This window comes from Massilia phyllosphaerae (assembly GCF_034659755.1).
GTDB classification, from domain to species: Bacteria; Pseudomonadota; Gammaproteobacteria; order Burkholderiales; family Burkholderiaceae_D; genus Telluria; species Telluria phyllosphaerae.
The window spans coordinates 319,604-344,217 of record NZ_JAXSQX010000001.1 but is presented as its reverse complement, the minus strand read 5'-3'; the positions used below and the strand labels follow the sequence as shown (position 1 = coordinate 344,217).

The 24,614-nt window shown below is 65.6% G+C and carries 24 protein-coding genes and 1 tRNA gene; 14 read left to right on the top strand and 11 right to left on the bottom strand.

The genetic code is table 11. The features are described from left to right. Both U1H99_RS01515 and U1H99_RS01510 read right to left on the bottom strand, forming a co-directional pair. The gene (locus U1H99_RS01515) at positions 1–282 is read right to left on the bottom strand and encodes a LysR substrate-binding domain-containing protein (RefSeq protein ID WP_323140015.1); all 282 of its coding nucleotides are present in this window, start codon (positions 280–282) and stop codon (positions 1–3) included. Next, positions 279–887 carry a LysR family transcriptional regulator gene (locus tag U1H99_RS01510; protein WP_323140014.1) on the bottom strand — a complete coding sequence of 203 codons (609 nt, stop codon included), beginning with the start codon at positions 885–887 and terminating at the stop codon, positions 279–281. Before U1H99_RS01510 ends, U1H99_RS01515 begins: the two co-directional genes overlap by 4 nt. A gap of 142 nt (positions 888–1,029) precedes the next feature. On the opposite strand from U1H99_RS01510, the gene U1H99_RS01505 reads away from it, so the two are divergent. The 4 genes from U1H99_RS01505 to U1H99_RS01490 all read left to right on the top strand — a co-directional run bounded on the left by U1H99_RS01505 (position 1,030) and on the right by U1H99_RS01490 (position 3,787). Beyond that, on the top strand, positions 1,030–1,779 hold the full coding sequence (locus U1H99_RS01505) for an SDR family NAD(P)-dependent oxidoreductase (RefSeq protein WP_323140013.1): 750 nt from the start codon (positions 1,030–1,032) through the stop codon (positions 1,777–1,779). A gap of 57 nt (positions 1,780–1,836) precedes the next feature. Beyond that, positions 1,837–2,787, top strand: coding sequence for a DMT family transporter (locus U1H99_RS01500; protein WP_323140012.1), 951 nt, complete (start codon positions 1,837–1,839; stop codon positions 2,785–2,787). Continuing rightward, positions 2,784–3,284: a GNAT family N-acetyltransferase gene (locus U1H99_RS01495; protein WP_323140011.1), complete on the top strand. Its 501-nt coding sequence runs from the start codon at positions 2,784–2,786 to the stop codon at positions 3,282–3,284. Before U1H99_RS01500 ends, U1H99_RS01495 begins: the two co-directional genes overlap by 4 nt. 260 nt (positions 3,285–3,544) lie before the next feature. Beyond that, on the top strand, positions 3,545–3,787 hold the full coding sequence (locus U1H99_RS01490; protein WP_323140010.1) for a hypothetical protein: 243 nt from the start codon (positions 3,545–3,547) through the stop codon (positions 3,785–3,787). Between the two features lie 24 nt (positions 3,788–3,811). Here the strand turns inward: U1H99_RS01490 and U1H99_RS01485 are convergent, their stop codons facing one another. The 8 genes from U1H99_RS01485 to U1H99_RS01450 form a co-directional block, all read right to left on the bottom strand. Next, positions 3,812–5,356 carry an ABC transporter permease/substrate-binding protein gene (locus U1H99_RS01485; protein WP_323140009.1) on the bottom strand — a complete coding sequence of 515 codons (1,545 nt, stop codon included), beginning with the start codon at positions 5,354–5,356 and terminating at the stop codon, positions 3,812–3,814. Between the two features lie 82 nt (positions 5,357–5,438). Further along, positions 5,439–6,662, bottom strand: coding sequence for an imidazolonepropionase (gene hutI / locus U1H99_RS01480; protein WP_323140008.1), 1,224 nt, complete (start codon positions 6,660–6,662; stop codon positions 5,439–5,441). Between the two features lie 3 nt (positions 6,663–6,665). Then, positions 6,666–7,286, bottom strand: a complete 621-nt coding sequence (locus U1H99_RS01475) for a HutD/Ves family protein (RefSeq protein WP_323140007.1) — start codon at positions 7,284–7,286, stop codon at positions 6,666–6,668. A gap of 83 nt (positions 7,287–7,369) precedes the next feature. After that, on the bottom strand, positions 7,370–8,767 hold the full coding sequence (locus U1H99_RS01470) for a formimidoylglutamate deiminase (RefSeq protein WP_323140006.1): 1,398 nt from the start codon (positions 8,765–8,767) through the stop codon (positions 7,370–7,372). Further along, positions 8,752–9,540: an N-formylglutamate deformylase gene (gene hutG, locus U1H99_RS01465; RefSeq protein WP_323140005.1), complete on the bottom strand. Its 789-nt coding sequence runs from the start codon at positions 9,538–9,540 to the stop codon at positions 8,752–8,754. Before hutG ends, U1H99_RS01470 begins: the two co-directional genes overlap by 16 nt. 15 nt (positions 9,541–9,555) lie before the next feature. After that, complete coding sequence (gene hutH, locus U1H99_RS01460; protein WP_323140004.1) at positions 9,556–11,115, bottom strand: histidine ammonia-lyase; 1,560 nt, start codon at positions 11,113–11,115, stop codon at positions 9,556–9,558. Between the two features lie 3 nt (positions 11,116–11,118). Beyond that, complete coding sequence (gene hutU / locus U1H99_RS01455) at positions 11,119–12,825, bottom strand: urocanate hydratase (RefSeq protein WP_323140003.1); 1,707 nt, start codon at positions 12,823–12,825, stop codon at positions 11,119–11,121. A gap of 79 nt (positions 12,826–12,904) precedes the next feature. Beyond that, the gene (locus U1H99_RS01450; protein WP_323140002.1) at positions 12,905–14,572 is read right to left on the bottom strand and encodes an amidohydrolase; all 1,668 of its coding nucleotides are present in this window, start codon (positions 14,570–14,572) and stop codon (positions 12,905–12,907) included. A 187-nt stretch (positions 14,573–14,759) separates the two neighbouring features. Here U1H99_RS01450 and U1H99_RS01445 point away from each other — a divergent pair, with 187 nt between their 5' ends. Continuing rightward, on the top strand, positions 14,760–15,473 hold the full coding sequence (locus U1H99_RS01445; RefSeq protein ID WP_323140001.1) for a transposase: 714 nt from the start codon (positions 14,760–14,762) through the stop codon (positions 15,471–15,473). 8 nt (positions 15,474–15,481) lie between these two features. On the opposite strand, the gene ada is transcribed toward U1H99_RS01445, so the two are convergent. Then, complete coding sequence (gene ada, locus U1H99_RS01440) at positions 15,482–16,570, bottom strand: bifunctional DNA-binding transcriptional regulator/O6-methylguanine-DNA methyltransferase Ada (protein ID WP_323140000.1); 1,089 nt, start codon at positions 16,568–16,570, stop codon at positions 15,482–15,484. A 158-nt stretch (positions 16,571–16,728) separates the two neighbouring features. On the opposite strand from ada, the gene hutC reads away from it, so the two are divergent. The 9 genes from hutC (at position 16,729) to U1H99_RS01395 (ending at position 24,610) form a co-directional block, all read left to right on the top strand. Next, complete coding sequence (hutC, locus tag U1H99_RS01435) at positions 16,729–17,472, top strand: histidine utilization transcriptional repressor HutC (RefSeq protein WP_323139999.1); 744 nt, start codon at positions 16,729–16,731, stop codon at positions 17,470–17,472. A 365-nt stretch (positions 17,473–17,837) separates the two neighbouring features. Beyond that, positions 17,838–18,164: a thioredoxin TrxA gene (gene trxA / locus U1H99_RS01430; protein WP_141831585.1), complete on the top strand. Its 327-nt coding sequence runs from the start codon at positions 17,838–17,840 to the stop codon at positions 18,162–18,164. Between the two features lie 139 nt (positions 18,165–18,303). Further along, positions 18,304–19,566 carry a transcription termination factor Rho gene (gene rho, locus U1H99_RS01425; protein WP_141831583.1) on the top strand — a complete coding sequence of 421 codons (1,263 nt, stop codon included), beginning with the start codon at positions 18,304–18,306 and terminating at the stop codon, positions 19,564–19,566. A gap of 148 nt (positions 19,567–19,714) precedes the next feature. Continuing rightward, positions 19,715–19,984, top strand: coding sequence for a hypothetical protein (locus tag U1H99_RS01420; RefSeq protein WP_323139998.1), 270 nt, complete (start codon positions 19,715–19,717; stop codon positions 19,982–19,984). Positions 19,985–20,147: 163 nt separating this feature from the next. Beyond that, the gene (locus tag U1H99_RS01415; protein ID WP_141831579.1) at positions 20,148–20,417 is read left to right on the top strand and encodes a type B 50S ribosomal protein L31; all 270 of its coding nucleotides are present in this window, start codon (positions 20,148–20,150) and stop codon (positions 20,415–20,417) included. Positions 20,418–20,591: 174 nt separating this feature from the next. Further along, entirely contained in the window at positions 20,592–22,385 is a 1,794-nt protein-coding gene (locus U1H99_RS01410) for an ArnT family glycosyltransferase (RefSeq protein WP_323139997.1), read from the top strand. 224 nt (positions 22,386–22,609) lie between these two features. Next, positions 22,610–23,080, top strand: a complete 471-nt coding sequence (locus tag U1H99_RS01405; protein ID WP_323139996.1) for a hypothetical protein — start codon at positions 22,610–22,612, stop codon at positions 23,078–23,080. A 73-nt stretch (positions 23,081–23,153) separates the two neighbouring features. Next, positions 23,154–23,238, top strand: a tRNA-Leu gene (locus U1H99_RS01400). 175 nt (positions 23,239–23,413) lie between these two features. Then, positions 23,414–24,610 carry a tyrosine-type recombinase/integrase gene (locus tag U1H99_RS01395; protein WP_323139995.1) on the top strand — a complete coding sequence of 399 codons (1,197 nt, stop codon included), beginning with the start codon at positions 23,414–23,416 and terminating at the stop codon, positions 24,608–24,610. Positions 24,611–24,614: the final 4 nt, after the last annotated feature.

Here is a 24,614-nt window from a genome sequence, read left to right as displayed (position 1 = left end):
TCAGGCATCGTAGCCAAGGCCCGCCAACCGGTCCGCATTCTCCTGGATCGCCGTACGCACGGTATCGCACAGAAGCCGCACGCGCTTGGTTCGCCGGGTATCGCTGTGGGTCAATAGCCAGACGTCCCCGACATGCTCGACTGGACTGCCGGGGACGCGGGTCAGCGCCGGATCCGCATCGCCCAGGAAACAAGGCAGAAGCGAGACGCCCATCCCGGCGCGCGCCGCTTCGAATTGGGACCGCATCTCGGTAAACCGGACCGGCGTCGCTGCCATCGTCATGCCCTCGCCCGGTTCCCAGGTCGATGGCACGGCTTCATCCGGGCCCAGCAACCAGGCCGCATGCATCGGCGAACCGGCTTGCGCCAGCGTCCGGCCGACATAGACCCCACACGAAATTCGCAGAGCCGCGTTCCATAGAGATTATCGGGCGGCATCGCTTTGCCGATCACTACCCGCAGTGCCACATCGGCTTCACGGTTGCCGAGGTTGACGACCGATGTCGAACTCAGGATCTCCAGGGCGATGTCGGGATAGTGCGCCCTGAATCCGGCCAGCGTCGGCATCAACAGGTCGGTGGCGAACGAGATCGGCAGCGTGAACCGCAGCGAGCCCGAGACGTTCTGGTCGCGGCCGAAGATGCGTGCCTCGATCTGCGACGATGTCGCCGCCATGTGCGCTGCGAGTTCCACGATTTCGCTGCCCGCATCGGTCAGCCGGTAGCCGGTCGCCAGTTTCTCGAACAACTTGGTATTGAGCTTCTGCTCGAGCCGGCCGATGGCGCGGATGATCGTGGCATGGTTGACGTCCAGTGCATTCGCAGCGGCACGCACCGTGCCCCCTTGCGCGACGGCGAGGAACATACGAATTTCATCCCAGTGATCCATGGTGCGTTTTCTCACATGTGTTGTGCTTTATTGGCCAGTTTACTGGCGTCGGAGCGCTTCGTAAGATAGTTGAAGCCGGCAACAGTGGTGCAGTCTCGCACAACCTGGCCGATTTTCAACCACATCAAGGTCACCAGTAACCATGGGCAAACTCGACTCAAAAATCGCCGTCGTCACCGGCGGGTCAAGCGGCATCGGCTTCGCCATCGCCGAGCGTTTCATCGAGGAAGGTGCGAAGGTCTACATTACGGGGCGCCGGACAGCGGAACTGGAAGCTGCCGTCCACAAGCTTGGCGACAAGGCCAAGGCTTTCCAGAGCGACGTCTCGGACCTCGGCAGCCTCGATCGACTGTTCACGGCAGTGGACAAGGAAGAGGGACGACTGGATGTCCTGGTCGCCAATGCCGGCGTGATTGCAGCCAGTCCAATCCGTGAAGCCAGCGAGGAACACTTCGACAGCATGTTCGACGTCAACGTGAAAGGCACCTACTTCACTCTGCAAAAGGCGCTCCCGCTCATGCCCGATGGCGCTTCGGTCATCCTCGTCTCGTCTTGCCTGGCGACCAAGGGTTATCCAGGACACAGCGTCTACAATGCGACCAAGGCAGCGATACGGTCGCTGGTCCGCACTGCTGCTGCAGAACTCGTGTCCGCCGGCATCCGCGTGAATACGCTGAGTCCCGGACCGGTCGACACGCCCATCATCGAGGCACAGGTCGGATCGCCGGAAGCGGCCGAAGCGTTCCGAAAACAGGCTGCCGCCCATGTGCCGCTCGGCCGTATCGGGCGCCCCGAGGAGCTCGCGGCCGCCGCGCTGTTCCTGGCTTCGGACGACAGCAGTTTCTCGACCGGCATGGACCTCGTCATCGATGGCGGCATGACGCAGCTTTGACAGGGTGGCGCCTTATTCCTGCCCCATGGAAATCGCGAAAGCACGTATACTTTCGCGATGCCATCCTACGTCCTCTTCACCATCGCATCCCTGATCTGGGGCTCCACCTTCTGGGCCATCACACTGCAACTGGGCGAGGTCCCGCCCGCGGTTTCGGTCGTCTACCGGTTTGCCCTGGCATCGGGCACGCTGTTCGCCTGGTGCCTGCTGCGCGGCGACAAGCTGCGCCTGCCCTGGCGGGTCCAGCGCTGGACCCTGCTGCAGGGCTTCTTCACGTTCGGCCTGTCGTATGTGTGTACCTACAACGCCGAGCAGTTCGTGGTGTCGGCGCTGGTGGCGGTGCTGTTTGCGCTGATGGTGTTCTGGACGCCGATCTGCGCCCGCATCGCCTTCGGCACCCCGATCGCGCACCGCACCTGGGGTGCCGGCGTGGCCGCGATCGCCGGGGTGTCGCTGCTGTTCTGGCATTCGATCGACAGCGCGCTGCGTGACATCAGCCAGGGCGGCCAGGGGCACTTCATTCTCGGCCTGGTGCTGGGCATCGGCGCCTCGATCGCCAGCTCGGCCGGCAGCATCGTGGTCGGCAAGGTGCGCGAACAATCGAACAACCTGATACTGACCACCGGCTGGTCGATGTTCTGGGGCACCTGCATGGTGGCCATCTGGTGCCTGGCAACCGGCCAGGCATTCGTCATCCCGCGCGCGCCGAGCTACGTGCTGGGCCTGCTGCACCTGTCGCTCTTTGGCTCGGTGGTCGCCTTCATCTGCTACTTCACCCTGATCAACCGCATCGGCTCGAACAAGGCGGTGTACATCGGCGTGATCACGCCGGTGATCTCGGTGCTGCTGTCGATCAAGCTCGAACACTACCGTCCCGGCCCGGTCGAATGGCTGGGCATGGCGGTCTGCCTGGGCAGCGTCGCCTGGGCCCTGCGCGCGCCCGCCGCCAAACCCGTGCTCCACAGTGAAACCGAAGTCCAACTGAACAATCCAATCGAAACCCCATGACCGCATCCACTATCACCGCCAGCTTCGCCATCCGCCCCGCCACCCCGGCCGACATCGTCCACATCCATTCGATGATCATGGAACTGGCCGTGTTCGAGAAACTCGAGCACATGGTGGTCAGCAGCGAAGCCCTGCTGCACGAGGGCCTGTTCGGCGCGCGTCCGGGCGCCGAGGCGATCGTTGCCGAAGCCGATGGCGAGGTGGTCGGCTTTGCCCTGTTCTTCCACAATTTCTCGACCTTCCTGACCCGCCGCGGCCTGTACCTGGAAGACCTGTACGTGCGCCAGGCGCACCGCGGCAAGGGCTACGGCAGCCGCCTGCTGAAGCACCTGGCGCGCATCGCGGTCGAGCGCGAATGCGGCCGCTTCGAATGGTCGGTGCTGGACTGGAACACGCCCGCCATCGACTTCTACAAGAGCATGGGGGCCGAACTGCTGCCGGACTGGCGCATCTGCCGCGTGACCGGCGCGCCGCTGACGGCGCTGGCGCAGGACTGAGCGCTTCTCCAAAGAAAAAACCCACGGGCTGCTCGCAGCGCCGTGGGTAACCCATTCGTCAGGATGGGGAGGGGAGACTTGAATCCAACGGCCCCCAATATAAGCGCCGGCCTACCCGCTCAGGGCGTTCCTTACAAATGCTTACCTCGGTAACAGAACGCTAAGATTAGTCAAGCGTCTCCTGCTTGCGCACGCTTGAGTGATCACAAATACAACAACGCGCCGTGCATGAAAATGGGGCTTCCAAACGAGGGACTCCCATGAAAACGAGCGCTAGACTCAGCTTTAAACTCAGCTTCAAGCCCCACGCCCCTGCACGGCCGCATCACGGGGCCGCCGAATGGATCTACCGGGCGTGCCTGCGGATCTGGTTGCGTTACCGGCTCGACACCTGCACGCGCTGCCTGCACACGATCGCGGCACAACGCGCCAACGACTTCCACGCCGAGCGCCTGCTGCACCAGGACATCTCCGCGATGCGTTCGCGGCTGCAATCGCTGTAGGGTGCCCCTGTTCCGTGCCGGGTTTCAGCGGCTTCTGCGCTGTGCCAGCAGGCGTTCGACCATCTCGAAGCCGGCCTGGGTCAGCAGCGCCAGCAGGGCCGCCGGAATGGCGCCGGCCAGCAGCATGTCGTTGTCGTTCAGCGCCAGCCCGGTGGTGATGCGTTCGCCGAAGCCGCCCGCGCCGATGAAGGCGGCGATCGTGGCCGTGCCCACGCTCATCACCGTCGCCGTCTTGACGCCGGCCAGGATCACCGGCGCCGCCAGCGGCAGTTCGACCGTGAGCAGCGCCTGCGCCCGCGTCAGGCCCAGCGCCAGCGCCGCCGTGCGCAAGCCGGCCGGCACCTGCAGCAGGCCGGTGCAGGTGTTGCGCACGATCGGCAGCAGCGCATACGCGCACAGCGCCACCAGTGCCGGCACCGTGCCGATACGGCCGAGCAGCGGAATCAATATCGCCAGCAGGGCCAGCGAAGGCACGGTCTGCAGCATGCCGGCCAGCGCCAGCACCACCTGGCGCAAACGCGGCACCAGCGCCGCCAGGATGCCGAGCGGGACGCCAGCCAGGCAGCCGAGCAGCACGGCGGCGCACACCAGCAGCAGGTGCTGGCGCGCCAGCGTGGCGAAGCCGTTGCCGAAGGTTTTGGCGAGCAGGCCGTCGCGTCGAACGCCTTCGGGATCGCTTCGGGCACCGGTAGGGTGGACGGGTTTCCCGTCCACGCGGCCAATACCCGTGTGCTTGGCGATCCAGTCCTTGGCGATCGCTGCAAAGCTGTCGCCGTCCAGCTCGGCCGCCGCATTCATCCCGATCATCGCATCTGCCGAAATACGCCCCTCCAGCGCACCGATGGCACGCCAGGCTGCCGGAAAACGCCGCGGCAGGTCGAGACGGTACAGCAGCACCGCGTCGTAGCGCGGAAAGTAGTGCAGGTCGTCGTCCAGCACGCGCAGGCCGTACTGGCGGATCTTGGCGTCGGTCGAGTAGATGTCGGTGACGTCGATCTGGCGCTGCGCCAGCGCCTCGTAGGCGATGCCGTGGTCGAGGCCGCGCGGCGTCTGCGGCAGGCCGTAGCGCCGCGCCAGGCCCGGCCAGCCGTCGGCGCGGCCCAGGAATTCGTGCGACAGGCCGACGTGCAGGTCCGGGCGGCGCGCCAGGTCGGACAGGCGCGCGATGCCGGGGTCGCCCGCATCGCGGCCGCGCATCGCCAGCGCATAGCCATTCGAAAAGCCGAGCGGCACGGCGACGCCCAGGCCGAGCGGCTGCAGCGCCGCGCGCATCTGGTCGATCGTGGTCGGCTGTGGATTCTTGAGGATCTCGAGGTCGATGGTGCCAAGATATTCCGGGTACACGTCGATGTCGCCCGAGCGCAGCGCCGCCAGCACGATGGCGGTGTTGCCGAGGCCCTGGCGGTGCTGGGCGGGGCCGGCCGTGGCGGCGGTTTGGGTCAGGATCTCGCCCAGGATATAGGACTCGGTGAAGCGCTTGGAGCCGACCCGCAGCACGTCCTCGGCACTTGCCGGGTTCAGGAAAAGCAGGCCGGTCCAGGCCAGCACCAGCAGGGCAAAGCGACGCATGAGAGCTCCATCGATCGAGCGCTCAAGCATACCCGATCATGGTTGAGCAAGGCGCGTTGGCCAGGCGCCCGGTGCAAGGCGCTCAGTTCGAGCTGATATCCGGCGCCCGCGGCACGCCGCCGTGGACCACCAGCCGGCACGGCCGCGCGCCCAGCGCATACGCCAGGTCGGACGGCCGCGCCACGTCCCACAGCGCCAGGTCGGCGCGCATGCCCGGCGCCAGCATGCCGATGTCGCTGCGGCCCAGCGCGCGCGCCGCGTGTACGGTGCAGCCGCGCAGCGCTTCCTGCGGGCTCAATCGCCATAAGGTGCAGGCCAGGTTCATCGCCAGCAGCAGGGAAGTCAGCGGCGAGGTGCCGGGATTGCAGTCGGTGGCCAGCGCCAGCGGCACGCCGGCGGCGCGCAGCGCGTCAAGCGGCGGCATGCGCGTCTCCCTCAGGAAGTAATAAGCGCCCGGCAGCAGCACCGCCACCGTACCGGCGCGCGCCATCGCCGCCACGCCCGCGGGCGACAGGTATTCCAGGTGGTCGGCCGACAGCCCGCCGTACTCCGCCACCAGCGCCGCCCCGTCCTGGTCCGACAGTTGCTCGGCATGCAGCTTGACCGGCAGGCCGAGGCGGCGCGCGGCGGCGAACACGCGCGCCGTCTGCGCGTGCGTAAAACCGATGCGCTCGCAAAAGGCGTCGACCGCATCGACCAGGCCTTCGGCCGCCAGCGCCGGCAGCATGCGGTCGCACACGTCGTCGATGTAGGCGTCGGCGCGACCGGCAAATTCGGGCGGCAGCGCATGGGCGCCGAGGAAGGTGGTGTGCACGTTCACCGGCAACACCGTGCCGATGCGGCGCGCCACGCGCAGCATCTTGGCTTCATCAAGCAGGCTCAGGCCGTAGCCGGACTTGATCTCGAGCGTGGTCACACCCTCGGCAAGCAGGGTACGGATGCGCGGCAGGCTCTGGTGCAACAACGTGTCTTCGGAGGCGGCGCGGGTGGCGCGCACGGTGGACAGGATGCCGCCGCCCGCGCGCGCGATGTCTTCGTAGCTGGCGCCGTTCAGGCGCGCTTCCCACTCGCCGCCGCGCTCGCCGGCGTGGACGATGTGGGTGTGGCAGTCGACCAGCCCCGGCGTCATCCAGGCGCCGCCGCAGTCGTGGATGGCGGCCGCCAGCGGCGCGTCGCGGCGCGCCCCGAGCCAGGCGATGCGGCCGCCGCGCACGGCCAGTGCACCATCCTGCAGGTCGCCAACCCCGTCCACCATCGTGGCCAGGCGCACGTTGGTGAACAGCAGGTCGGCGGATTCCGTCACCATGGCTTAATCGTCATAGTGGCCGTCTTCGTTGTCGAGGTCGTCCTCGTCGTCGTAGTAATGGATGTCGACGATGAAGATCGTGCCCTGCCCCGCATCCAGCTTCCAGACCGTACCCTGGTCGAGCAGCATGGCGTCGTAGCGCACCATGGCGATGCGCTCGTCGTCGCTGCTCAATTCCAGGCTCTCGCCCTCGGCCAGGAACAGCACGGTCACCGGGGCGCGCGCGACGAAGGTCGAGGGGCCGTCCAGGCGGCGCCGGCCGAAGCTGTGGTAGCAGCGGTCGGTGCGCGTCATCGCGTTGAAGTCGGTGGTGGTGCCGCGATTCAGCTTGGCGCTGACACGCGCATCGCCTTCGAAGCTGACCACCGGTTCGGCCGCCGACACCAGGGCCGGCTCGCCGTCGATGTCGAGCGTCACGCCATGGCCTTCGACCAGGGCCAGCGTGCGGTCGACGCCGGGGAAGACCGAGAACGGACCGTCGGCGCCGATGGTGGCCAGGCTCACCCGCCAGTCGAAATCGGTGAAGCCGGCGTCCTGCGGGAACACGGCAATCTCGGTCGTGCTGCCGGCGCCGTTTTTCCACGGGACCGGCGACAAGCCTGCAAACGGAATCAGCATCGTCATTGCTATTACCTCAGCGAATTGATCTCGACGTATTTAACCCAACGTCAGCGAGGGGGCGAACTGCAGTGATTAAACCCCAGGCCTTACGATTCGCGCAACTGGCGCAATGCAGTCTTGTAACGGGCGGCAATGGTGTCCTGGTCCGGATGGCGACCGTTGCGCACGGCCCAGCGGCCGCCGGCCAGCACGTCGCGCACGAGATTGTCGTTGCCACAAAACAAGAATCGGCCGAGCACATCGTCGGGCGCGGCGCCGTCGAGATTCGGATGCGCGCCGTCCAGCACCAGCAGATCGGCGCGCCGGCCGGGTGCCAGCACGCCCAGGCGGCGTCCGCTGGCCTGGGCGCCGCCGAGCAAGGCGCCGTGCCACAGGCCGGCCGCGACGTCGGGCCGGCCGGGGCTGGCCACGATGTTGCGGCGCCCGTGCTGCAGGCGCTGGCCATATTCGAGCCAGCGCAATTCCTCGACCGGGCTCTGGGACACATGGCTGTCGCTGCCGATGCCGAAGCGTCCGCCGGCGGCGAGGTAGGGCGCCAGCGGGAACAGCCCGTCGCCCAGGTTGGCCTCGGTGGTCGGGCACAGGCCGGCCACGGCGCCACTGTGGGCCAGCGCCACCACCTCCCCTGCCGACAAATGGGTGGCATGCACCAGGCACCAGCGCGCATCGACCTCGGCCTGGTCCAGCAGCCATTCGACCGGACGGCGCCCGCTGGCGTCCAGGCACTGCTGTACTTCCAGTGCCTGCTCGGCGATGTGGATGTGCAGCGGCCGGCCGGCGGGCAGTGCCCGCGCCAGTTCGTTCAGCTGGCCGATCGACACCGCGCGCAGCGAATGCGGCGCAGCGCCGACTTCCAGCTGCGGGCTGCGCAGGCCGTCGAGGGCCTCGGCGATGCGCAATACCAGCGCCGGGTCGCTGCGGAAGCGCCGCTGTTCGGGCTTCAAGGGTGCTTCCCCGAAGCCGGCGTAGGCATACATCACCGGCAGCAGCGTCAGGCCGATGCCGGCAGCGCCGGCCGCGGCGGCGATGCGGCGCGCCGTCTCGGCCGGATCGGCGTACGCGGCGCCATCGCTGTCGCGGTGCAGGTAGTGGAATTCGCAGACGGCGGTGTAGCCGTGGCGCAGGCATTCCACGTACAGCTGCGCCGCCACCGCCTCCATCTGCTCGGGCGTGATGCGGTTGGCGAAGCGGTACATCAGGTCGCGCCAGGTCCAGAAGCTGTCGAGGTCGCCGTTGCCAGACCCGCCCGCCCGCTCGGTCAGGCCGCCCAGCGCGCGCTGAAAGGCGTGCGAATGCAGGTTGATCATGCCGGGCAGGACGTACTCCGCCTGCGCGCAGCCCGCCGCGGCGACGGCGTCCGGCTCGACCCGCACCAGGTCGCCGGCGCCATCCCACGCGATCAGCACGTCGCGCCGCCAGCCATCGGCCAGCAGCGCATGGCGGGCAAACAGCGCGTCGCCGCCCCGGTTCACATGCGCACCCATTCCAGCGCCGTTCCCATCAGTTCGCGCAGCAGCGGCTGGACCCGGGCCGCCGCCTCGGGACGATAGGCAAAAGGCGGCGCTTCATCCATGTACAGGCACTGGCACATCTCGAGCTGGAGCGCGTGCACGCCGCGCGCCGGGTCGCCGTAGCGGCGCGTGATGTGGCCGCCCTTGAAGCGGCCGTTGAAGACGAACGAGAAACGGTCCTGGGCCGCGGCGCCCTGCATGATCGCGCCCTGCAGCTGCAGCGAGCAGGACGTGCCGTCGGCGGTGCCGAAGTTCAGGTCCGGCAGGCGGCCTTCGAAGAAGCGCGGCACCTGCGACGCGATCGAATGCGCATCCCACAGCACCACGCGCCCGTGCTGCGCCAGCAGGCGCCCGAGCTCCGCCTGCAGCTGGCGATGATAGGGCTGCCAGTAGCGCTCCAGGCGCCGCGCAACTTCGACGGCGTCCGGCTCGTGGCCGGGCAGGTACAGGCGCTCGCGCGCAAACGTGTCGAGCGGGCACAGGCCGGTGGTGTCCTGGCCCGGGTAGAGGTTGCTGTCTTCCGGCGGGCGGTTCAGGTCGATCAGGTAGCGCGACCAGCGTGCCGCCAGCACCGAGATCCCCATCTCTCCGGCAAAGTCGTACAGCTTGCCGAGGTGCCAGTCGGTATCGGCGCGCACCGCGGCGCTGGGCGCATAGTGGCCGGCCAGCTCGTCCGGGATATCGGTGCCGCCGTGGGGGATCGACAGCAGCATCGGCGTCGAACCCGGGGTGAACCTGAAATCCATCGCTTCCCCTCGCTGTCAGTCGGTATGCAGTACGGCGAACAGGTCCTTGCATGCCGCCGACAGTTCGCCTTCCATCACCATCCTGCGCGCCGCCTCGATGTCGGGCGCGAAGAAGCGATCTTCGTCGAACGGTGCCACATGCCGGCGCAGCGCGGCGTGCACGTGCTCGAGATGCGCCGAGCTGGCCAGCGGCCGGTGGAACTCGATGCCCTGCGCCGCCGCCAGCAGTTCGATACCGACGATGACGCCGGTATTCTGCGCCATCTGGCCGAGGCGGCGCGCGGCGAAGGTCGCCATGCTGACATGGTCTTCCTGGTTGGCCGAGGTCGGCAAGCTGTCGACACTGGCAGGATGGGCCAGCGACTTGTTTTCCGACGCCAGCGCGGCGGCGGTGACGTGGGCGATCATGAAGCCGGAATTCACGCCCGGCTCGCGCACCAGGAAGGGTGGCAGGCCGGACAGGGTGGCGTCGATCAGCAGCGCGATGCGGCGTTCGGCCAGCGCGCCGATTTCGGCAATGGCGAGGGCCAGCGTGTCGGCGGCAAAGGCGACCGGCTCGGCGTGGAAGTTGCCGCCCGAGATGATGGCGGGGATGCCGTCTTCCAAAAACACCAAAGGATTGTCGGTGACGGCATTCGATTCGATGAGCAGGGTGCGTCCGGCCTGGGCGATCAGGTCCATCACGGCGCCCATCACCTGCGGCTGGCAGCGCAGGCTGTACGGGTCCTGCACGCGCTCGTCGCCGACCAGGTGCGAGGCGCGGATCGCGCTGCCGGCCACCAGTGCGCGGTAGATCCTGGCTGCCGCGATCTGGCCCGGCTGGCCGCGCACGGCGTGCACGCGCGGATCGAACGGGGCGTCGCTGCCGCGTGCGGCGTCGAGCGACAGGCTGCCCGTCACCATGCCCGCCTCGAGCAGGCGCTCGGCCAGGAACAGGCCGTGCAGCGCTAGCGCGGTCGAGACCTGGGTGCCGTTGATCAGCGCCAGGCCTTCCTTGGCCGCCAGCACCACCGGTTCGATGCCGGCGGCGGCCAGCGCTTCGCGCGCGTCGAGCAATTTGCCTTGCATGCGGACCTGGCCCACGCCCAGCATGGCCAGGGTCATGTGGGCCAGCGGCGCCAGGTCGCCCGATGCGCCGACCGAACCCTGGGCCGGGATCGCGGGCATGATGCCGGCGTTGTACAGGGCGATGAGCGTGTCGACGATCAGCGGGCGCACGCCGGAAAAGCCGCGCGCCAGGCTGCCGATCTTGGTCAGCAGGATCAGCCGCACCACGTCGTCCTGCAGCAGTTCGCCGGTGCCGACCGCATGCGACAGGATCAGGTTGCGCTGCAGCTGTTCGAGCTGTTCGTGCGGGATGTGGCGCTTGGCCAGGATGCCGAAGCCGGTGTTGATGCCGTAGGCCGGATCGCCCTTGGCGACGATGGCCTGCACGGCCGCGGCCGAGGCCGCGATGGCGGCGTAGGCTTGCGGCGCCAGCGTGAGCCGGCCGTGCGCCTGCCAGGCTGCGCGCAGCTCGGACAGGCTCAGGGCGCCGGGTTGCAGGGTCAGGTGGTGGGGTATTTCGTGGTTCATGACTTATCTAATCATCGGTAATGTCAAGCCGTACTTTTTGGCGGTCTCGATGGCGAGTGCGTAGCCGGCATCGGCATGGCGCATCACGCCCGAGGCGCAATCGTTCATCAGCACCCGCGCCAGGCGTTTGTCGGCGGCGGCGCTGCCGTCGGCCACGATGACGACGCCGGCGTGCTGCGAATAGCCCATGCCGACGCCGCCGCCGTGGTGCAGCGATACCCAGGTGGCGCCGCCGGCGGTGTTCAGCATGGCGTTCAGCAGCGGCCAGTCGGATACGGCGTCGCTGCCATCAAGCATGGATTCGGTTTCGCGGTTGGGGCTGGCGACAGAGCCGGTATCGAGGTGGTCGCGCCCGATCACGACCGGCGCTTTCAGCTCGCCGGTGCGTACCATCTCGTTGAAGGCCAGGCCGGCCAGGTGACGCTCACCCAGGCCGAGCCAGCAGATACGCGCCGGCAGGCCCTGGAAGGCGATGCGTTCGCGCGCCATGTCGAGCCAGCGGTGCACGCGCGCGTGCTGCGGGAAGAGTTCCTTGATCCTGGCGTCGGTCTTATGGATGTCCTCGGGGTCGCCGGACAGCGCGACCCAGCGGAACGGTCCCCTGCCCTCGCAGAACTGGGGGCGGATGTAGGCCGGCACGAAGCCGGGAAAATCAAAGGCTTCCCGCACACCCTGGTCGAGCGCGACTTGGCGGATGTTGTTGCCGTAGTCGACCGCATGCGCACCCAATGCCTTGAAGTCGAGGATGGCGCGCACGTGGGTCGCGCAGGCTTGCGCCGCGGCCTGCTTCAAGGCCGGGTGTTGCGCCGGGTCCTGCTGGGCGGCCTGCCACTGCGCGAGCGTCCAGCCGAGCGGCAGGTAGCCGTGCACCAGGTCGTGGGCCGAGGTCTGGTCGGTAACCAGGTCCGGCACCAGGCCGCCGGCTTGCGCGCGCCGCACCAGTTCCGGCAGCACTTCGGCGGCGTTGCCGAGCAGGCCGATGGAGACGGCTTCGCGGCGCGCCTTATGCATGGCGACCATGGCCAGCGCCTCGTCGATGTCGCGCGCCTGCTTGTCGAGGTAGCGGGTGCGCAAGCGAAAATCGATGCTGCTCTGGCGGCACTCGACGGTGAGCGAGACCGCGCCGGCGAAGCTGGCCGCCAGCGGCTGGGCGCCGCCCATGCCGCCCAGGCCAGCCGTCAGGATCCACCTGCCTGTCATGTCGCCGCCGAAGTGCTGGCGCCCGGCTTCGGCAAAGGTTTCGTAGGTGCCCTGCACGATGCCCTGGGTACCGATGTAGATCCAGCTGCCGGCCGTCATCTGGCCGTACATGAACAGGCCCTTGCGATCGAGTTCGTCGAAGTGTTCCCAGGTGGCCCACTTCGGCACCAGGTTGGAATTGGCGAGCAGGACGCGCGGGGCGTCGGGGTGGGTCTGGAACACGCCGACTGGCTTGCCGGACTGGATCAACAGCGTCTGGTCGTCTTCCAGTTCACGCAGCGAGGCCAGGATCCGGTCGTAGCAGGCCCAGTCGCGCGCGGCGCGGCCGATCCCGCCGTAGACCACCAGGTGCTGCGGGTTTTCCGCCACGGCCGCATCGAGGTTGTTTTGCAACATGCGATACGCCGCTTCGGTCAGCCAGCTCTTGCAGTGCAACTGGCTGCCGCGCGGGGCCTGGATCGTACGCGACGGATCGAAACGCGGGTCCTGCAGCGGCGCGGCTTGGCTCATGGCGGCTCCTCGGAATGTTCAGAGCAGTCTAAGTTGTCTATACAACACCGTCAATCCATATTTGCAAGCCGCCGGCTGCTTATTTGCGGTAGACCTGGCGGCCTGCAACCCAGGTTTCCAGCACGCCGGTTTTATGGATGTCGTAGGGCGTCATCTTGAACAGGTCGCGGTCGATCACGATGAAATCGGCGTACTTGCCGACTTCGAGCGAACCCTGGTTCTGTTCCTGGTGGCCGGCCCAGGCGGCGTCCAGCGTGAAGCAGCGGAAGGCTTCCTTCAGCGACATCTCCTGCTCCGGATACCAGCCGGCGATCGGGTTGCCGCCCGCATCCTGGCGCGTGACCGCGGCGTGGATGCCGTAGAACGGGTTCGGCGCCTCGACCGGGAAGTCGGAGCCGCAGGCGATGCGCGAGCCCTGCTGCAGGAAGGTACGCCAGGCATACGCTCCCTTGATGCGCTCGGGGCCGACGCGGCTCTCGGCCATGTTCTTGTCCGAGGTCGCGTGGGTCGGCTGCATCGAGGGCACGATGCCAATGCTCTTGAAGCGCGGGATGTCGTCCAGCGTGACGATCTGGGCGTGCTCGATGCGGTTGCGTTGCGCTTCGGTGTGGTTGGCCTTGATCTCCTTGGCGAAGGCGTCGAGGATCTGGCGGTTGCCGGCGTCGCCGATCGCGTGCACGTTGACCTGGTAGCCCTTCTGCATGGCCTTGCCGATCATGGTGTCGATCTCTTCGTTCGAGTGGAACAGCAGGCCGTGCGAGTGCGGGTCGTCGCTGTACGGCGCCAGCAGCGCGGCGCCGCGGCTGCCCAGGGCGCCGTCGGCATACAGCTTCACCGCGCGCAGGAAGTACATGTCCTCGCCGTAGCTGTTCAGCGGGCCGTTCTTGGCCAACTGGTCGAAGTCGGGGCCGGTGCCGCCGATCATGGCGTAGATGCGCGCGGTGAGCTTGCCCTGGTCGGCGAAGCTGCGGTACAGCTTGTCCTGGCTTACCGTGATGCCGGCATCGTGGGCGCTGGTGAGACCGACGCTGGCCATCTTCTGCAGCGACTTCTCGAGCATGGCGCGGCCTTCCGCCTCGGTCGGCTGCGGTAGTACCTTCAGCATCAATCCCTTGGCGGCGTCGACCAGCACGCCGGTGGCATGGCCATCGGCATCGCGGACGATCCTGCCGCCGGCCGGGTCCGGCGTCTTATCGGTGATGCCGGCCAGCGCCAGCGCGCGGCTGTTGGCCCAGCCGGCGTGGCCGTCGACGCGCTCGAACCACACCGGGCGGTTGCTGACGAGGGTGTCGAGTTCCTTCGCGGTCGGGAAGCGCCCCAGCTTCCAGTTTTCCTGGTTCCACCCGCGGCCGCGCAGCCAGCCCTGGCCCGGATTGGCACGCGCGTAATCGGCGATCGCGGCCTGCGCCTGCTGCAGCGAGGTGGTGCCGGAGAGGTCGAGCTGGGTCAGCATCTCGCCCAGGCCGAACACGTGGCCATGCGCATCGATCAGGCCCGGCAGCACGGTGCGTCCCTTGAGGTCGACGTGACGCGCCTTGGGCGCCTTGGCCGCCACGTCCTTGGCCGTCCCGACCGCGGTGATGCGGCCATTGTCGTCGAAGGCCATCGATGCGAACTGGACGATGTCCCCTTTCGCGTTCAGCGTGTAGCCGTTGGCGTTGTCGATCACGGTGTCGGCATGGGCTGCGGACAAGGCGCCGCATGCGGCCAGGACGAACAGGGAACACTGCAGGGGGGCGAAGCGCATCGGTAATCTCCGAATGAATAAAAGGCAAGCATTCAGTGTAGCGAACTTCGGGGTCAGAGCACAATGTCGAGCCACTTCGGGGTCAGAGCACATTTTATGGAAGGGGACTACGCGACATTGAGTTGCATCCATTCGGTTGGAGACGGCTTCGATATGGTCATGCCTTCATTTTCTATTCTATGAAATCATGGCACGACGACCACGTCTGGTACTCCCCGCCGTACCCCTCCACATTATTCAACGCGGGAACAATCGGAATCCGTGTTTTGCCAATGAGACCGATTACCTGGTTTATCTGTCGTTACTCCGGCAACACGCAGCCACGAGCAATTGCCAGATACATGCTTATGTCTTGATGACGAACCATGTACATCTCTTGCTGTCATCCGGCAGCAGGAACGGGCCGAGCATGCTGATGCGCCGACTCGGGCAACACTATGTTCAGTATTTCAATCGACGCTACCGAAGGAGCGGCACGCTGTGGGAAGGCCGGTTTCGTTCCTGTCTGGTCGAACAGGAACGCTACCTGCTGATATGTCACCGCTATATCGAGCTCAATCCGGTTCGCGCCAAAATGGTGAGTGACCCTGGCGCCTACCCCTGGTCCAGTTTTCGTGCCAATGCACTAGGCGAGGAAAATCCTGTGATCACACCCCATGTCGTGTATGCGGGTCTGGGACTGCACGCCGCTGAACGAAGGTCGGCCTACCTCGATCTGTTCCAGGAAGTGATGTCCGACCAGTTACTCGAACAAATTCGGTATGCCAGCAACCGCAACTCCCCACTCGGGTCTGAAGCATTTGTGGCTGACACATCCAGATCGCTAGGGCTGATTCCTGCGAGACCTTACCGAAAACGGCTATCAGTGGCAGACAAGAACTTGGCTGAAAAAGTGCTCTGACCCCGAACTCACTCGGTATTCTGCTCTGACCCCGAATGCTCCCGTTCCAGGTCCAGCAGCGCCCGCTTGCGTTCGATGCCCCAGCGGTAGCCGGAGAGCGCGCCGTCGTTGCGCACCACGCGGTGGCAGGGGATGGCGATGGCGACCGGGTTGGCGGCGCAGGCGCCGGCGACGGCGCGGGCGGCTTTCGGCATGCCGAGGCGTTCGGCCAGTTCGGCGTAGCTGACGGTCTGGCCGGACGGGATCTGGCGCAGCGCCTGCCAGACGCGCTGCTGGAAGGCGGTGCCGCGCACGTCCAGCGGCAGCTCGAGCCCGATGCGCGGGGCTTCCACGAATGACACTACCTGCGCCACGGTGCGCTCGAAGCCGGGTTCGGCGCCGACCAGCTCGGCGTTCGGAAACCGTTCCTGCAGGTCGTGCAGCAACGCTTCGGGATCGTCGCCCAGCAGGATCGCGCAGATGCCCTTGCCGGTGGCCGCGACCAGCAGCGCGCCCAGCGAGCAGGCGGCCACCGCGAACCGGATCGCTTCGCCGCTGCCGCCGGCGCGGTAGCGGCGCGGGGTCATGCCCAGCACGCCGTTCGAGGCGGCATAGAAGCGGCCGCTCGACTGGAAGCCGGCGTCGTAGGCGGCCGCGGTGACGGTCGGCGCCTGCGCCAGTTCGCGTTGCAAGCGCTCGGCCCGGCGCGCCGCGGCATAGGCCTTGGGCGTGATGCCGGTATGGGCCTTGAACACGCGGTGGAAATAAAAGCGGCTCATGCCGCAGGCCCGGGCCAGGGTGTCCAGGTCGGGTTCGTCGATGGCGGCCTCGATCAGGCGGCAGGCGCGGGCCACGAGGGCGGCCTGGCGCTCGGCCAGCGGGGGATCGAGCGGGCGGCAGCGCAGGCAGGGCCGGAAGCCGGCCGCTTCGGCCTCCAGGCTGCTGGCGTGGAAGGCGACGTTGGCGCGGCGCGGCGTGCGCGACGGGCACGAGGGCCGGCAGTACACCCCGGTGCTGCGCACCGAATAATAGAACTGGCCGTCGGCCGCCTGCGAGCGGGCGCAGACCGCGGCCCAGCGCGCGTCGTCGCCCGCAATCGTCTCCTGCTGTGTGTTCATGTCTGCGCTCCCGATAACAATATGAATACGAATGCATGCATGGTACGCAGCCGCGCCGCACCCCGCACCCCGGCTCTTGCTTTCAAATCCGCGATGCTAGAATGCGCCCCTGACTAGAACGTAGACCGGGCCACGGCCCGGCTCCCGGAGAAACCAGTTTGGACGGACAGACCGCGCAAGATACTAAGCCACCGAGCACGCCACCTGACATTCCCATCTTCCAGCGCATCAAGGATTACCTGCTCGGGGAAATTGCCTCGGGCCGCTGGAAGGAAGGCGACCTGGTGCCGTCCGAGCAGGCCCTGGTACGCCAGTTCGGCGTGTCGCGCATGACCGTCAACCGCGCCGTGCGCGAGCTCACCGCGGAGCAGGTGCTGACCCGGCGCCAAGGCTCGGGCACCTATGTCGCGCCGCAAAAATACCAGGCCACGCTGGTCGAGATCCGCAACATCGCCGACGAAGTACGCGCGCGCGGCCACGTGCATGCCAGCCGTCCGCGCCTGCTGGAAAGCGGCGCGGCGAGCGAGGCGCTGGCGGCGCGCTTCGGCGTGGCGGCCGGTGCGCCGCTGTTCCACTCGCTGATCGTGCACGAGGAAAACGGCCGCCCGATCCAGGTCGAGGACCGCTGGGTCAACCCGGCCTGCGCCCCCGCCTACCTGGAGCAGGACTATACGCGCATCACGCCCAACGAGCACCTGATGGTGGCGGCGCCGCTGCAGGGCGCCACCTACAGCATCGAGGCGCTGCCGGCGCCGCGCGAGGTGGCCGAGATGCTGGCCATCTCCCCCGGCAGCGCCTGCCTGGTGCTGAAGCGCCAGACCAGCTCGAATGGGCTGGTGGCGTCGGTGGTGACGATGTGGCATCCGGGCGATTTGTACAAGTTCACCGGCAGTGTCGGGTGAAACAGTATCAGGCACGCCACGCCTGCAAAAAAAGCTGACGATAGATCGTACACAGGGCTTGCCGGTACGCGATAATGCCTCATCTTCCGTTGCGATACCGGGGTCCGGCGACGTGTTAGGTTTTTGTACAAAGCTCACGAACACGTTTCAGGAAAATAGGTTATTATTTCAGCCAATCCCCGCCTGACGTCCTCTTGCAGATCTTCCACTGTTTGAAAAGTGCACACACTGCCTCCACCATTGTGTTGCCGAACCAAGTCTGACAAGTACGGGAACCGGCTGTCGCTGGTCGATAACCGACAGCGGCAATGACCCATCCAGGCGCGAACCTATAACTGAGTGACCTACCTCTCCTTGAGGAAAACATGAGCGAAAACATCAAACACATCAGCGATGCATCTTTCGAAACCGACGTGCTCAAGTCCGAGCGCCCGGTCCTGGTCGACTTCTGGGCCGAGTGGTGCGGTCCTTGCAAGATGATCGCCCCGATCCTGGAAGAAGTCGCAAAAGAATATGACGGCAAGCTGCTGATCGCGAAGATGGACGTCGACGCGAACCAGGCCGTGCCGGCCAAGTTCGGCATCCGCGGCATCCCGACCCTGATCCTTTTCAAGAACGGCGTCGCGGCCGCACAGAAGGTCGGCGCTCTGGCCAAGGGCCAGCTGACGGCCTTCATCGACAGCAACATCTGATACCATAGGCGGCGGCAGCGCGCCCGCGCGGCCGCCCTTTCTTCAGCACGGGAAGGCGATCGACTCCGATGCCCCCTAATTATTAACCCACGCAGTTCCCTCCCCTACCTTTACTTTCCCGTCACGGGACACCCGACACATGCACTTATCTGAACTGAAGGCAATGCACGTCTCCGCCCTTCTGGAGATGGCGATCAGCCTGGACATCGACAACGCGGCGCGCCTGCGCAAACAAGAACTGATGTTCGCGATCCTCAAGAAACGCGCGAAACAAGGCGAGCAGATTTTCGGCGACGGCGCGCTCGAGGTATTGCCGGACGGTTTCGGTTTCCTGCGCTCGCCGGATGCGAGCTACATGGCATCGACCGACGACATCTACATCTCGCCGTCGCAGATCCGGCGCTTCAACCTGCATACGGGTGACTCGATCGAAGGCGAAGTGCGTACGCCGAAGGACGGCGAACGCTACTTCGCACTGGTCAAGGTGGACAAGGTGAACGGCGAGTCGCCGGAAGCCTCGAAGCACCGCATCCTGTTCGAAAACCTGACGCCGCTGCACCCGAACGAGCCGCTGCGCCTGGAACGCGACATGAACGGCGCCGAAAACATCACCGGCCGCATCGTCGACCTGATCTCGCCGATCGGCAAGGGCCAGCGCGGCCTGCTGGTGGCGTCGCCGAAATCCGGCAAGTCGGTCATGCTGCAGCACATCGCCCACGCGATCACCGCCAACCACCGCGACTGCACCCTGATCGTCCTGCTGATCGACGAGCGTCCGGAAGAAGTGACCGAGATGCAGCGTTCGGTGCGCGGCGAAGTGGTCGCCTCGACCTTCGACGAACCGGCCACCCGCCACGTGCAGGTCGCCGAGATGGTGCTGGAAAAAGCCAAGCGCCTGGTCGAAATGAAGAAGGACGTGGTGATCCTGCTGGACTCGATCACCCGCCTGGCACGCGCCTACAACACCGTGATCCCGGCCTCGGGCAAGGTCCTGACCGGCGGTGTCGACGCCAATGCGCTGCAGCGTCCGAAGCGTTTCTTCGGCGCCGCCCGTAACGTCGAGGAAGGCGGCTCGCTGACCATCGTCGCGACCGCGCTGATCGAGACCGGTTCGCGCATGGACGACGTGATCTACGAAGAATTCAAGGGTACCGGCAACATGGAGGTGCACCTGGAGCGCCGCCTGGCCGAGAAGCGCGTCTACCCGGCGATCAACCTGAACAAGTCGGGCACCCGCCGCGAGGAACTGCTGATCAAGCCGGACCAGCTGCAGAAGATCTGGATCCTGCGCAAGCTGCTGTACTCGATGGACGAGATCGAGGCGATGGAGTTCATCCTCGACAAGATGCGCGCGACCAAGAACAACGTCGAATTCTTCGACCTGATGCGTCGCGGCGGCTGATCCGGCCTGCCGGATCGACGGGCTCACGCCCGCATGGAAAAGGCGAGGCGACTCGCCTTTTCTGCTTTTTGCGCTACGATATATACATGTCAAGGCTTGGGGCGGTCCAGCCCGGAAAATTCGGGGTGATACCTTCCTGGAGAGCCCCATGATTTCCGACGAATTGCATGACGTCACCGCCCAGCGCGCCAACGGTTTGCTCGACCGGCGCCTGACGGTCCTCGAAACCCGTTTCGACACGACACTCACCATGCTGCCCAACAAAGCCGACCTGTCGGACCTGAAAGCCGAACTGAAAGCCGACATCCACGGCGAAGCGGCCCACCTCAGCAAATGGATGGCGGTCACCGCCATCACGATGGTCATCGGCTTCAGTGGCATGATCCTGACCGTGCTGTCGCGCCTGCCGCACGCCTGAAGCGCCTCCTGCACCGCGCCTGCGGCAATGGTTGCCTCCGGGACGCTGCTGGCTTATAATCGCCGGTTCAGCACCCAACCCTGGCAAGTGATCGGCAATCGGGTCGAGAAGCAGTAGGACCGACGAAGTGCCTTTTGGCTACCAACTCAACCGAGGCAAAACCATGAAAACCAATACCCATCCGGATTACCGCGAAGTCGTCTTCCACGACCTGTCGTGCGATTTCAAATTCATCACCCGCTCGACCATCAACACCCGCGAAACCATCGATTTCGAAGGCAAGCAATACCCGCTGGTCAAGATCGAGGTGTCGGCTGAATCGCACCCGTTCTTCACCGGTAAGCACAAGATCGTCGACACCGCTGGCCGCGTCGAGAAGTTCCGCCAGAAGTTCGGTTCGGTCGGCTCCAAGACTTCGGTCGCCAACGGCTAAGTCGCCGAGGCTCGACTACCCGGGAAGCCTGCGGGCTTTCCAAAAGGAAGCCAGCCGGCTTCCTTTTTTTTTGCCCTCGACAAACCTTGCTGGCGCCCGCACCGGTTTTTCGAGGTGCCCTATACTACGCCACAACAATAATTCAACGCACCACGCAGCGTGCGCAGCTTATCGATGAAACCAGTCCGCCTCCCCGCCGCCGCCACCCTTGCGCTGCCACGATGGGCCCTGTATGCACTAGGCCTGTTGTACATCCTGCCGGGCCTGATCGGGCGCGATCCGTGGAAGGACGATGCCGGCAGCTTCGGCATCATGTGGACCATGGCCCATGGCGGCATCCAGGACTGGCTGCTGCCCAACATCGCCGGCCTGCCGGCACCCGAGGAAGGGCCGCTGGCGTTCTGGCTGGGAGCGCTTTGCATCAAGCTGTTCGGCTGGCTGGTCGGCGACGTGATGGGCGCGCGCATCTCGACCATCGGCGTGTTCGTGCTGGGCACGGTCTCGCTGTGGCATGCCGCCTTCCACCTGGGCCGGCGCGCCGAAGCCCAGCCGCTGCGCCTGGCATTCGGCGGCCAGCCCGAGCCGGACGACTACGGCCGCACCCTGGCCGATACCGCGGTCCTGATCTATATCGGCTGCCTCGGCCTGCTGCTGCACAGCCATGAAACGCTGGCCGTGACCCTGCAGGGTTCGCTGGTCGCCTGGTTCCTGTTCCGCTCGGTCCGCTATATCGAAGACGCCACGCCGCGCAACGCGGTGCTGGTCGGCGTCGCCCTCGGCTTGCAGACCCTGACGCGCGGCTTCGCGTCGCCGCTGGTCCTGCTGGTGGCGCTGTTCCTGTGCACGCGCGTACTCAAGCTGCCGTCGGCGCACGCCCTGCGACACTTCGGCCAGGCCGCCGGCACCGCCGTGCTGATATCGCTGGTCTGGATCGTGCCGGCGGCGCTGGCCAAGCCTTACGGCCTGTCCCCCGTCGGCGACTGGCTGAGCTGGAACGCCAATCAGCTCAGCCTGCCTGACTGGACCGCGCTGAAAGCCTTCGTGCGCGTCGGCGTCTGGTACTGCTGGCCGGCCTGGCCGTTCGCCGCCTGGGCCGCCTGGGCCTGGCGCCGCCAGCACGGCCTGATGCACATCATCCTGCCGACCTGGTTCGTGGGCGCGCTGGTGCTGCTGCTGCTGTGCGACCCGGTATCGGAAAACGGCGACCTGCTCAAGCTGCTGCCGCCGATGGCGCTGATGGCCGCCTTCGGCCTGCCGACCATGAAGCGAGGCGCCATCAATGCGATCGACTGGTTCTCGGTGATGGTGCTGACCCTGCTGGGCGCCCTGGTGTGGCTGTTCTGGATCGCCAAGCTGACCGGCTGGCCGGCCCAGCTCGCCAAAAACGCGCTCAAGCTGGTGCCCGGCTTCCATCCGGAAGTCGGCATCGTCGCCTTCCTGGTGGCGGCCGCGGCGACCGTCGGCTGGATCTTCCTGGTGAACTGGCGCCTGTCGCGCCAGCCCTCGGTGCTGTGGCGCGCGGTGGTGCTGTCGTCCGGCGGCCTGATCCTGCTGTGGGTGCTGTTGATGACACTGTTCCTGCCCGACCTGAACTATGCGCGCAGCTACGCCAGCGTGGCCCAGCAGCTCGCCGCGCGCCTGCCGGCCGACGCCGGCTGCATCGGCACCAACGTCGGCCCGGCCCAGCGCGCATCGCTCGCCTACTTCGGTCACCTGCCCTTCGCCCGCGTAGGCCAGGACAGCTGCGAATTCCTGCTGGTGCAGGACAGCAGCGGGCGCCGCGCCGGGCAAACCGGCCCGGTGGAACGTGCCCTGGCGGAAGGCCGGGTGATGCAGCACGGCGACGGCGTCTGGGGTGGGCGCGACATGATGCAGGACTTCCGTCCGCGCGACTGGACCCTGCTGTGGGAAGGCCGCCGCCCGTCGGACCGCGACGAACGCTTCCGCCTGTACCGGCGCTCGCACTGAACGCGCTTGCCGCAAAAAACCACCCGTGAACCGGGTGGTTTTTTTATGCCCGCGGCCGGCACCGCGGATCGCCGGCACGGACGGCCGGCCTCGTTGCATCTTGCCTCAAGGCATTTTATCCAAGGAAAAGCCTCGCTTGAGAAAGATCAATTCTCCTTGGTAGCGGGTGTTCAAAAATGACGTTGCGGCATACAGCACATGCCGTCCCAGCCAAGGAGCCCATCATGAAAAGCGTAACGTTTTCCGATATCGAGCACGCCCGCGATCGCGCCTGTTTCCTGCCCAGCCTGTGGTCGATGCGCGGCCGGACGCTGGCCGCGATGACGCTTGCGCTCGGCCTGCCGGCCCTGATGATGGCCTTTCACTTGCTGGATCCGGACGCGCCGCTCGCTTACATCGTGGTGCCGGTGCTGCTCGGCGGCCTGCTGCCGATGATGCACGTTTTGCCGGGCCGGCTACAGGTCAAGACCCGCTTCGACGCCTTCCACCTGGTCGGCACGCTCGACGATGCCCTGGACAAGCTCGGCTACACCCAGGCCGGCCGCGCCCCTGGCACCGTGCACTACCGCGCCCGCGCCGAGCGCTGGCCGCAATGGCAGCACAAGGAAATCACTGTGACCGTGCGCGACCATGCGCTCGAAGTCACCGGCCCGATCGCCGCCCTGCGCGAGCTGCGCCAGCAGATGGATCGCTGATGCAGCATCCGCCTCGCGCGCAGCACTGGTCAGTTTGCCACGGCGTGTGCTAAGATGCGCGCCTGCGCTTGCAGCCTCTGTGGCGGAATTGGTAGACGCACTTGACTCAAAATCAAGCGCCGTAAGGCGTGCCGGTTCGATTCCGGCCGGAGGCACCACTAGCAAGCATCAAGCCGTTTCATCCCGCATCATCGTCAGCTCCTCTACTCTGAAAGTAGAGAATCCGCTGGATCTTTTTGACCCGCCTTGTATCATCCCATCTCAACATCTTGTTGGTACGTCTGATGGTATCCCGCCATCGATGGCCCGCAGATACCAACACGCGAGACAGGGATGCCACTGAACGACACTTTCATCAGGCAAACGAAGTACAGCGGGAAGAACGCTGCCGGCGACAAACATTCCGATGGAGGCGGACTCTACCTGTTGGTCAAGACGTCAGGTAAATACTGGCGGATGAACTATCGCTTTTTGGGCAAGCAAAAAACGTTGGCTCTGGGTGTCTACCCGGCAGTGTCTCTGAAGGCAGCGCGCGAAGGTCGAGATAAAGCGCGTACCCTCTTGGCAGAGGGAAAGGACCCGAACGAACAAAAACAGGACGACTTCAAGGAAGCCAAACGTGCAGCCAGCGCTGTGTTCGAAAGCATCTCACGTGACTGGATGAGCAGCACGGCCAGCCAGCGGAGCGAGGAAACACATAAGCGTGTCGTAAGCTGGTTCGAGCGCGACGTACTTCCTATCATTGGCCAACAGCCGATCAGTAGCCTTCGACCACGCGATATCCTAGACCTCATGAATCGCATGCAAGCACGGGGAGCGATCGAGTCCGCCCATCGTGTGCTCGGCTACATCAGTAAAGTGTTTCGCATGGCGATGGTCGCTGAGCTAGCGGACATCGATCCAACTGTAGGGATTGGCGATGTGCTGAAAAAGCCAACGCCACGACATTTCCCAGCAATCACTGAGCCGAAGAAGGTTGGCGAGCTTCTACGAGCTATCTATTCGTTTGAAGGCCAAGCTGTCACCCGTGCAGCTCTAAAGTTCGCCCCGCTCGTCTTCCAGCGTCCGCACATGGTATGTCAGGCTGAGTGGGCAGAAATAGATCTCGACATAGCGGAATGGAAGATTCCGCCCCAAAAAATGAAGATGGAAAATGGCCACATCGTGCCTTTGTCACGCCAAGCTGTCGAGATCCTGCGAGACGTGGAAAAGATAACCGGTAATCGACGTTATGTGTTTGCAAGTTTGCGACCAGGCCGCCCGATGAGCGAGAATACAATCAACGCAGCATTGCGTACCTTAGGTTACGACGGCGATACCATGGTCGGCCATGGCTTCCGTGCAATGGCCCGTACAATTCTCGATGAGGTACTTGGAGAGCGTGTTGATCTGATCGAGCATCAATTAGCACACATGGTCAAGGACGTGAATGGTCGAGCATACAATCGAACTGCTCACCTGCCCGCGCGTCGGGAAATGATGCAGCGTTGGGCAGATTATTTAGATAGTTTGCTAAACGTCACCAACTAATACA

Bases quoted from the DNA above. Each gene is read 5' to 3' on its own strand.
- U1H99_RS01515 (WP_323140015.1), bottom strand. From the start codon at position 282: ATGACGATGGCAGCGACGCCGGTCCGGTTTACCGAGATGCGGTCCCAA.
- U1H99_RS01510 (WP_323140014.1), bottom strand. From the start codon at position 887: ATGGATCACTGGGATGAAATTCGTATGTTCCTCGCCGTCGCGCAAGGG.
- U1H99_RS01505 (WP_323140013.1), top strand. From the start codon at position 1,030: ATGGGCAAACTCGACTCAAAAATCGCCGTCGTCACCGGCGGGTCAAGC.
- U1H99_RS01500 (WP_323140012.1), top strand. From the start codon at position 1,837: ATGCCATCCTACGTCCTCTTCACCATCGCATCCCTGATCTGGGGCTCC.
- U1H99_RS01495 (WP_323140011.1), top strand. From the start codon at position 2,784: ATGACCGCATCCACTATCACCGCCAGCTTCGCCATCCGCCCCGCCACC.
- U1H99_RS01490 (WP_323140010.1), top strand. From the start codon at position 3,545: ATGAAAACGAGCGCTAGACTCAGCTTTAAACTCAGCTTCAAGCCCCAC.
- U1H99_RS01485 (WP_323140009.1), bottom strand. From the start codon at position 5,356: ATGCGTCGCTTTGCCCTGCTGGTGCTGGCCTGGACCGGCCTGCTTTTC.
- hutI (WP_323140008.1), bottom strand. From the start codon at position 6,662: ATGGTGACGGAATCCGCCGACCTGCTGTTCACCAACGTGCGCCTGGCC.
- U1H99_RS01475 (WP_323140007.1), bottom strand. From the start codon at position 7,286: ATGACGATGCTGATTCCGTTTGCAGGCTTGTCGCCGGTCCCGTGGAAA.
- U1H99_RS01470 (WP_323140006.1), bottom strand. From the start codon at position 8,767: ATGGGTGCGCATGTGAACCGGGGCGGCGACGCGCTGTTTGCCCGCCAT.
- hutG (WP_323140005.1), bottom strand. From the start codon at position 9,540: ATGGATTTCAGGTTCACCCCGGGTTCGACGCCGATGCTGCTGTCGATC.
- hutH (WP_323140004.1), bottom strand. From the start codon at position 11,115: ATGAACCACGAAATACCCCACCACCTGACCCTGCAACCCGGCGCCCTG.
- hutU (WP_323140003.1), bottom strand. From the start codon at position 12,825: ATGAGCCAAGCCGCGCCGCTGCAGGACCCGCGTTTCGATCCGTCGCGT.
- U1H99_RS01450 (WP_323140002.1), bottom strand. From the start codon at position 14,572: ATGCGCTTCGCCCCCCTGCAGTGTTCCCTGTTCGTCCTGGCCGCATGC.
- U1H99_RS01445 (WP_323140001.1), top strand. From the start codon at position 14,760: ATGGCACGACGACCACGTCTGGTACTCCCCGCCGTACCCCTCCACATT.
- ada (WP_323140000.1), bottom strand. From the start codon at position 16,570: ATGAACACACAGCAGGAGACGATTGCGGGCGACGACGCGCGCTGGGCC.
- trxA (WP_141831585.1), top strand. From the start codon at position 17,838: ATGAGCGAAAACATCAAACACATCAGCGATGCATCTTTCGAAACCGAC.
- rho (WP_141831583.1), top strand. From the start codon at position 18,304: ATGCACTTATCTGAACTGAAGGCAATGCACGTCTCCGCCCTTCTGGAG.
- U1H99_RS01420 (WP_323139998.1), top strand. From the start codon at position 19,715: ATGATTTCCGACGAATTGCATGACGTCACCGCCCAGCGCGCCAACGGT.
- U1H99_RS01415 (WP_141831579.1), top strand. From the start codon at position 20,148: ATGAAAACCAATACCCATCCGGATTACCGCGAAGTCGTCTTCCACGAC.
- U1H99_RS01410 (WP_323139997.1), top strand. From the start codon at position 20,592: ATGAAACCAGTCCGCCTCCCCGCCGCCGCCACCCTTGCGCTGCCACGA.
- U1H99_RS01405 (WP_323139996.1), top strand. From the start codon at position 22,610: ATGAAAAGCGTAACGTTTTCCGATATCGAGCACGCCCGCGATCGCGCC.
- U1H99_RS01395 (WP_323139995.1), top strand. From the start codon at position 23,414: ATGCCACTGAACGACACTTTCATCAGGCAAACGAAGTACAGCGGGAAG.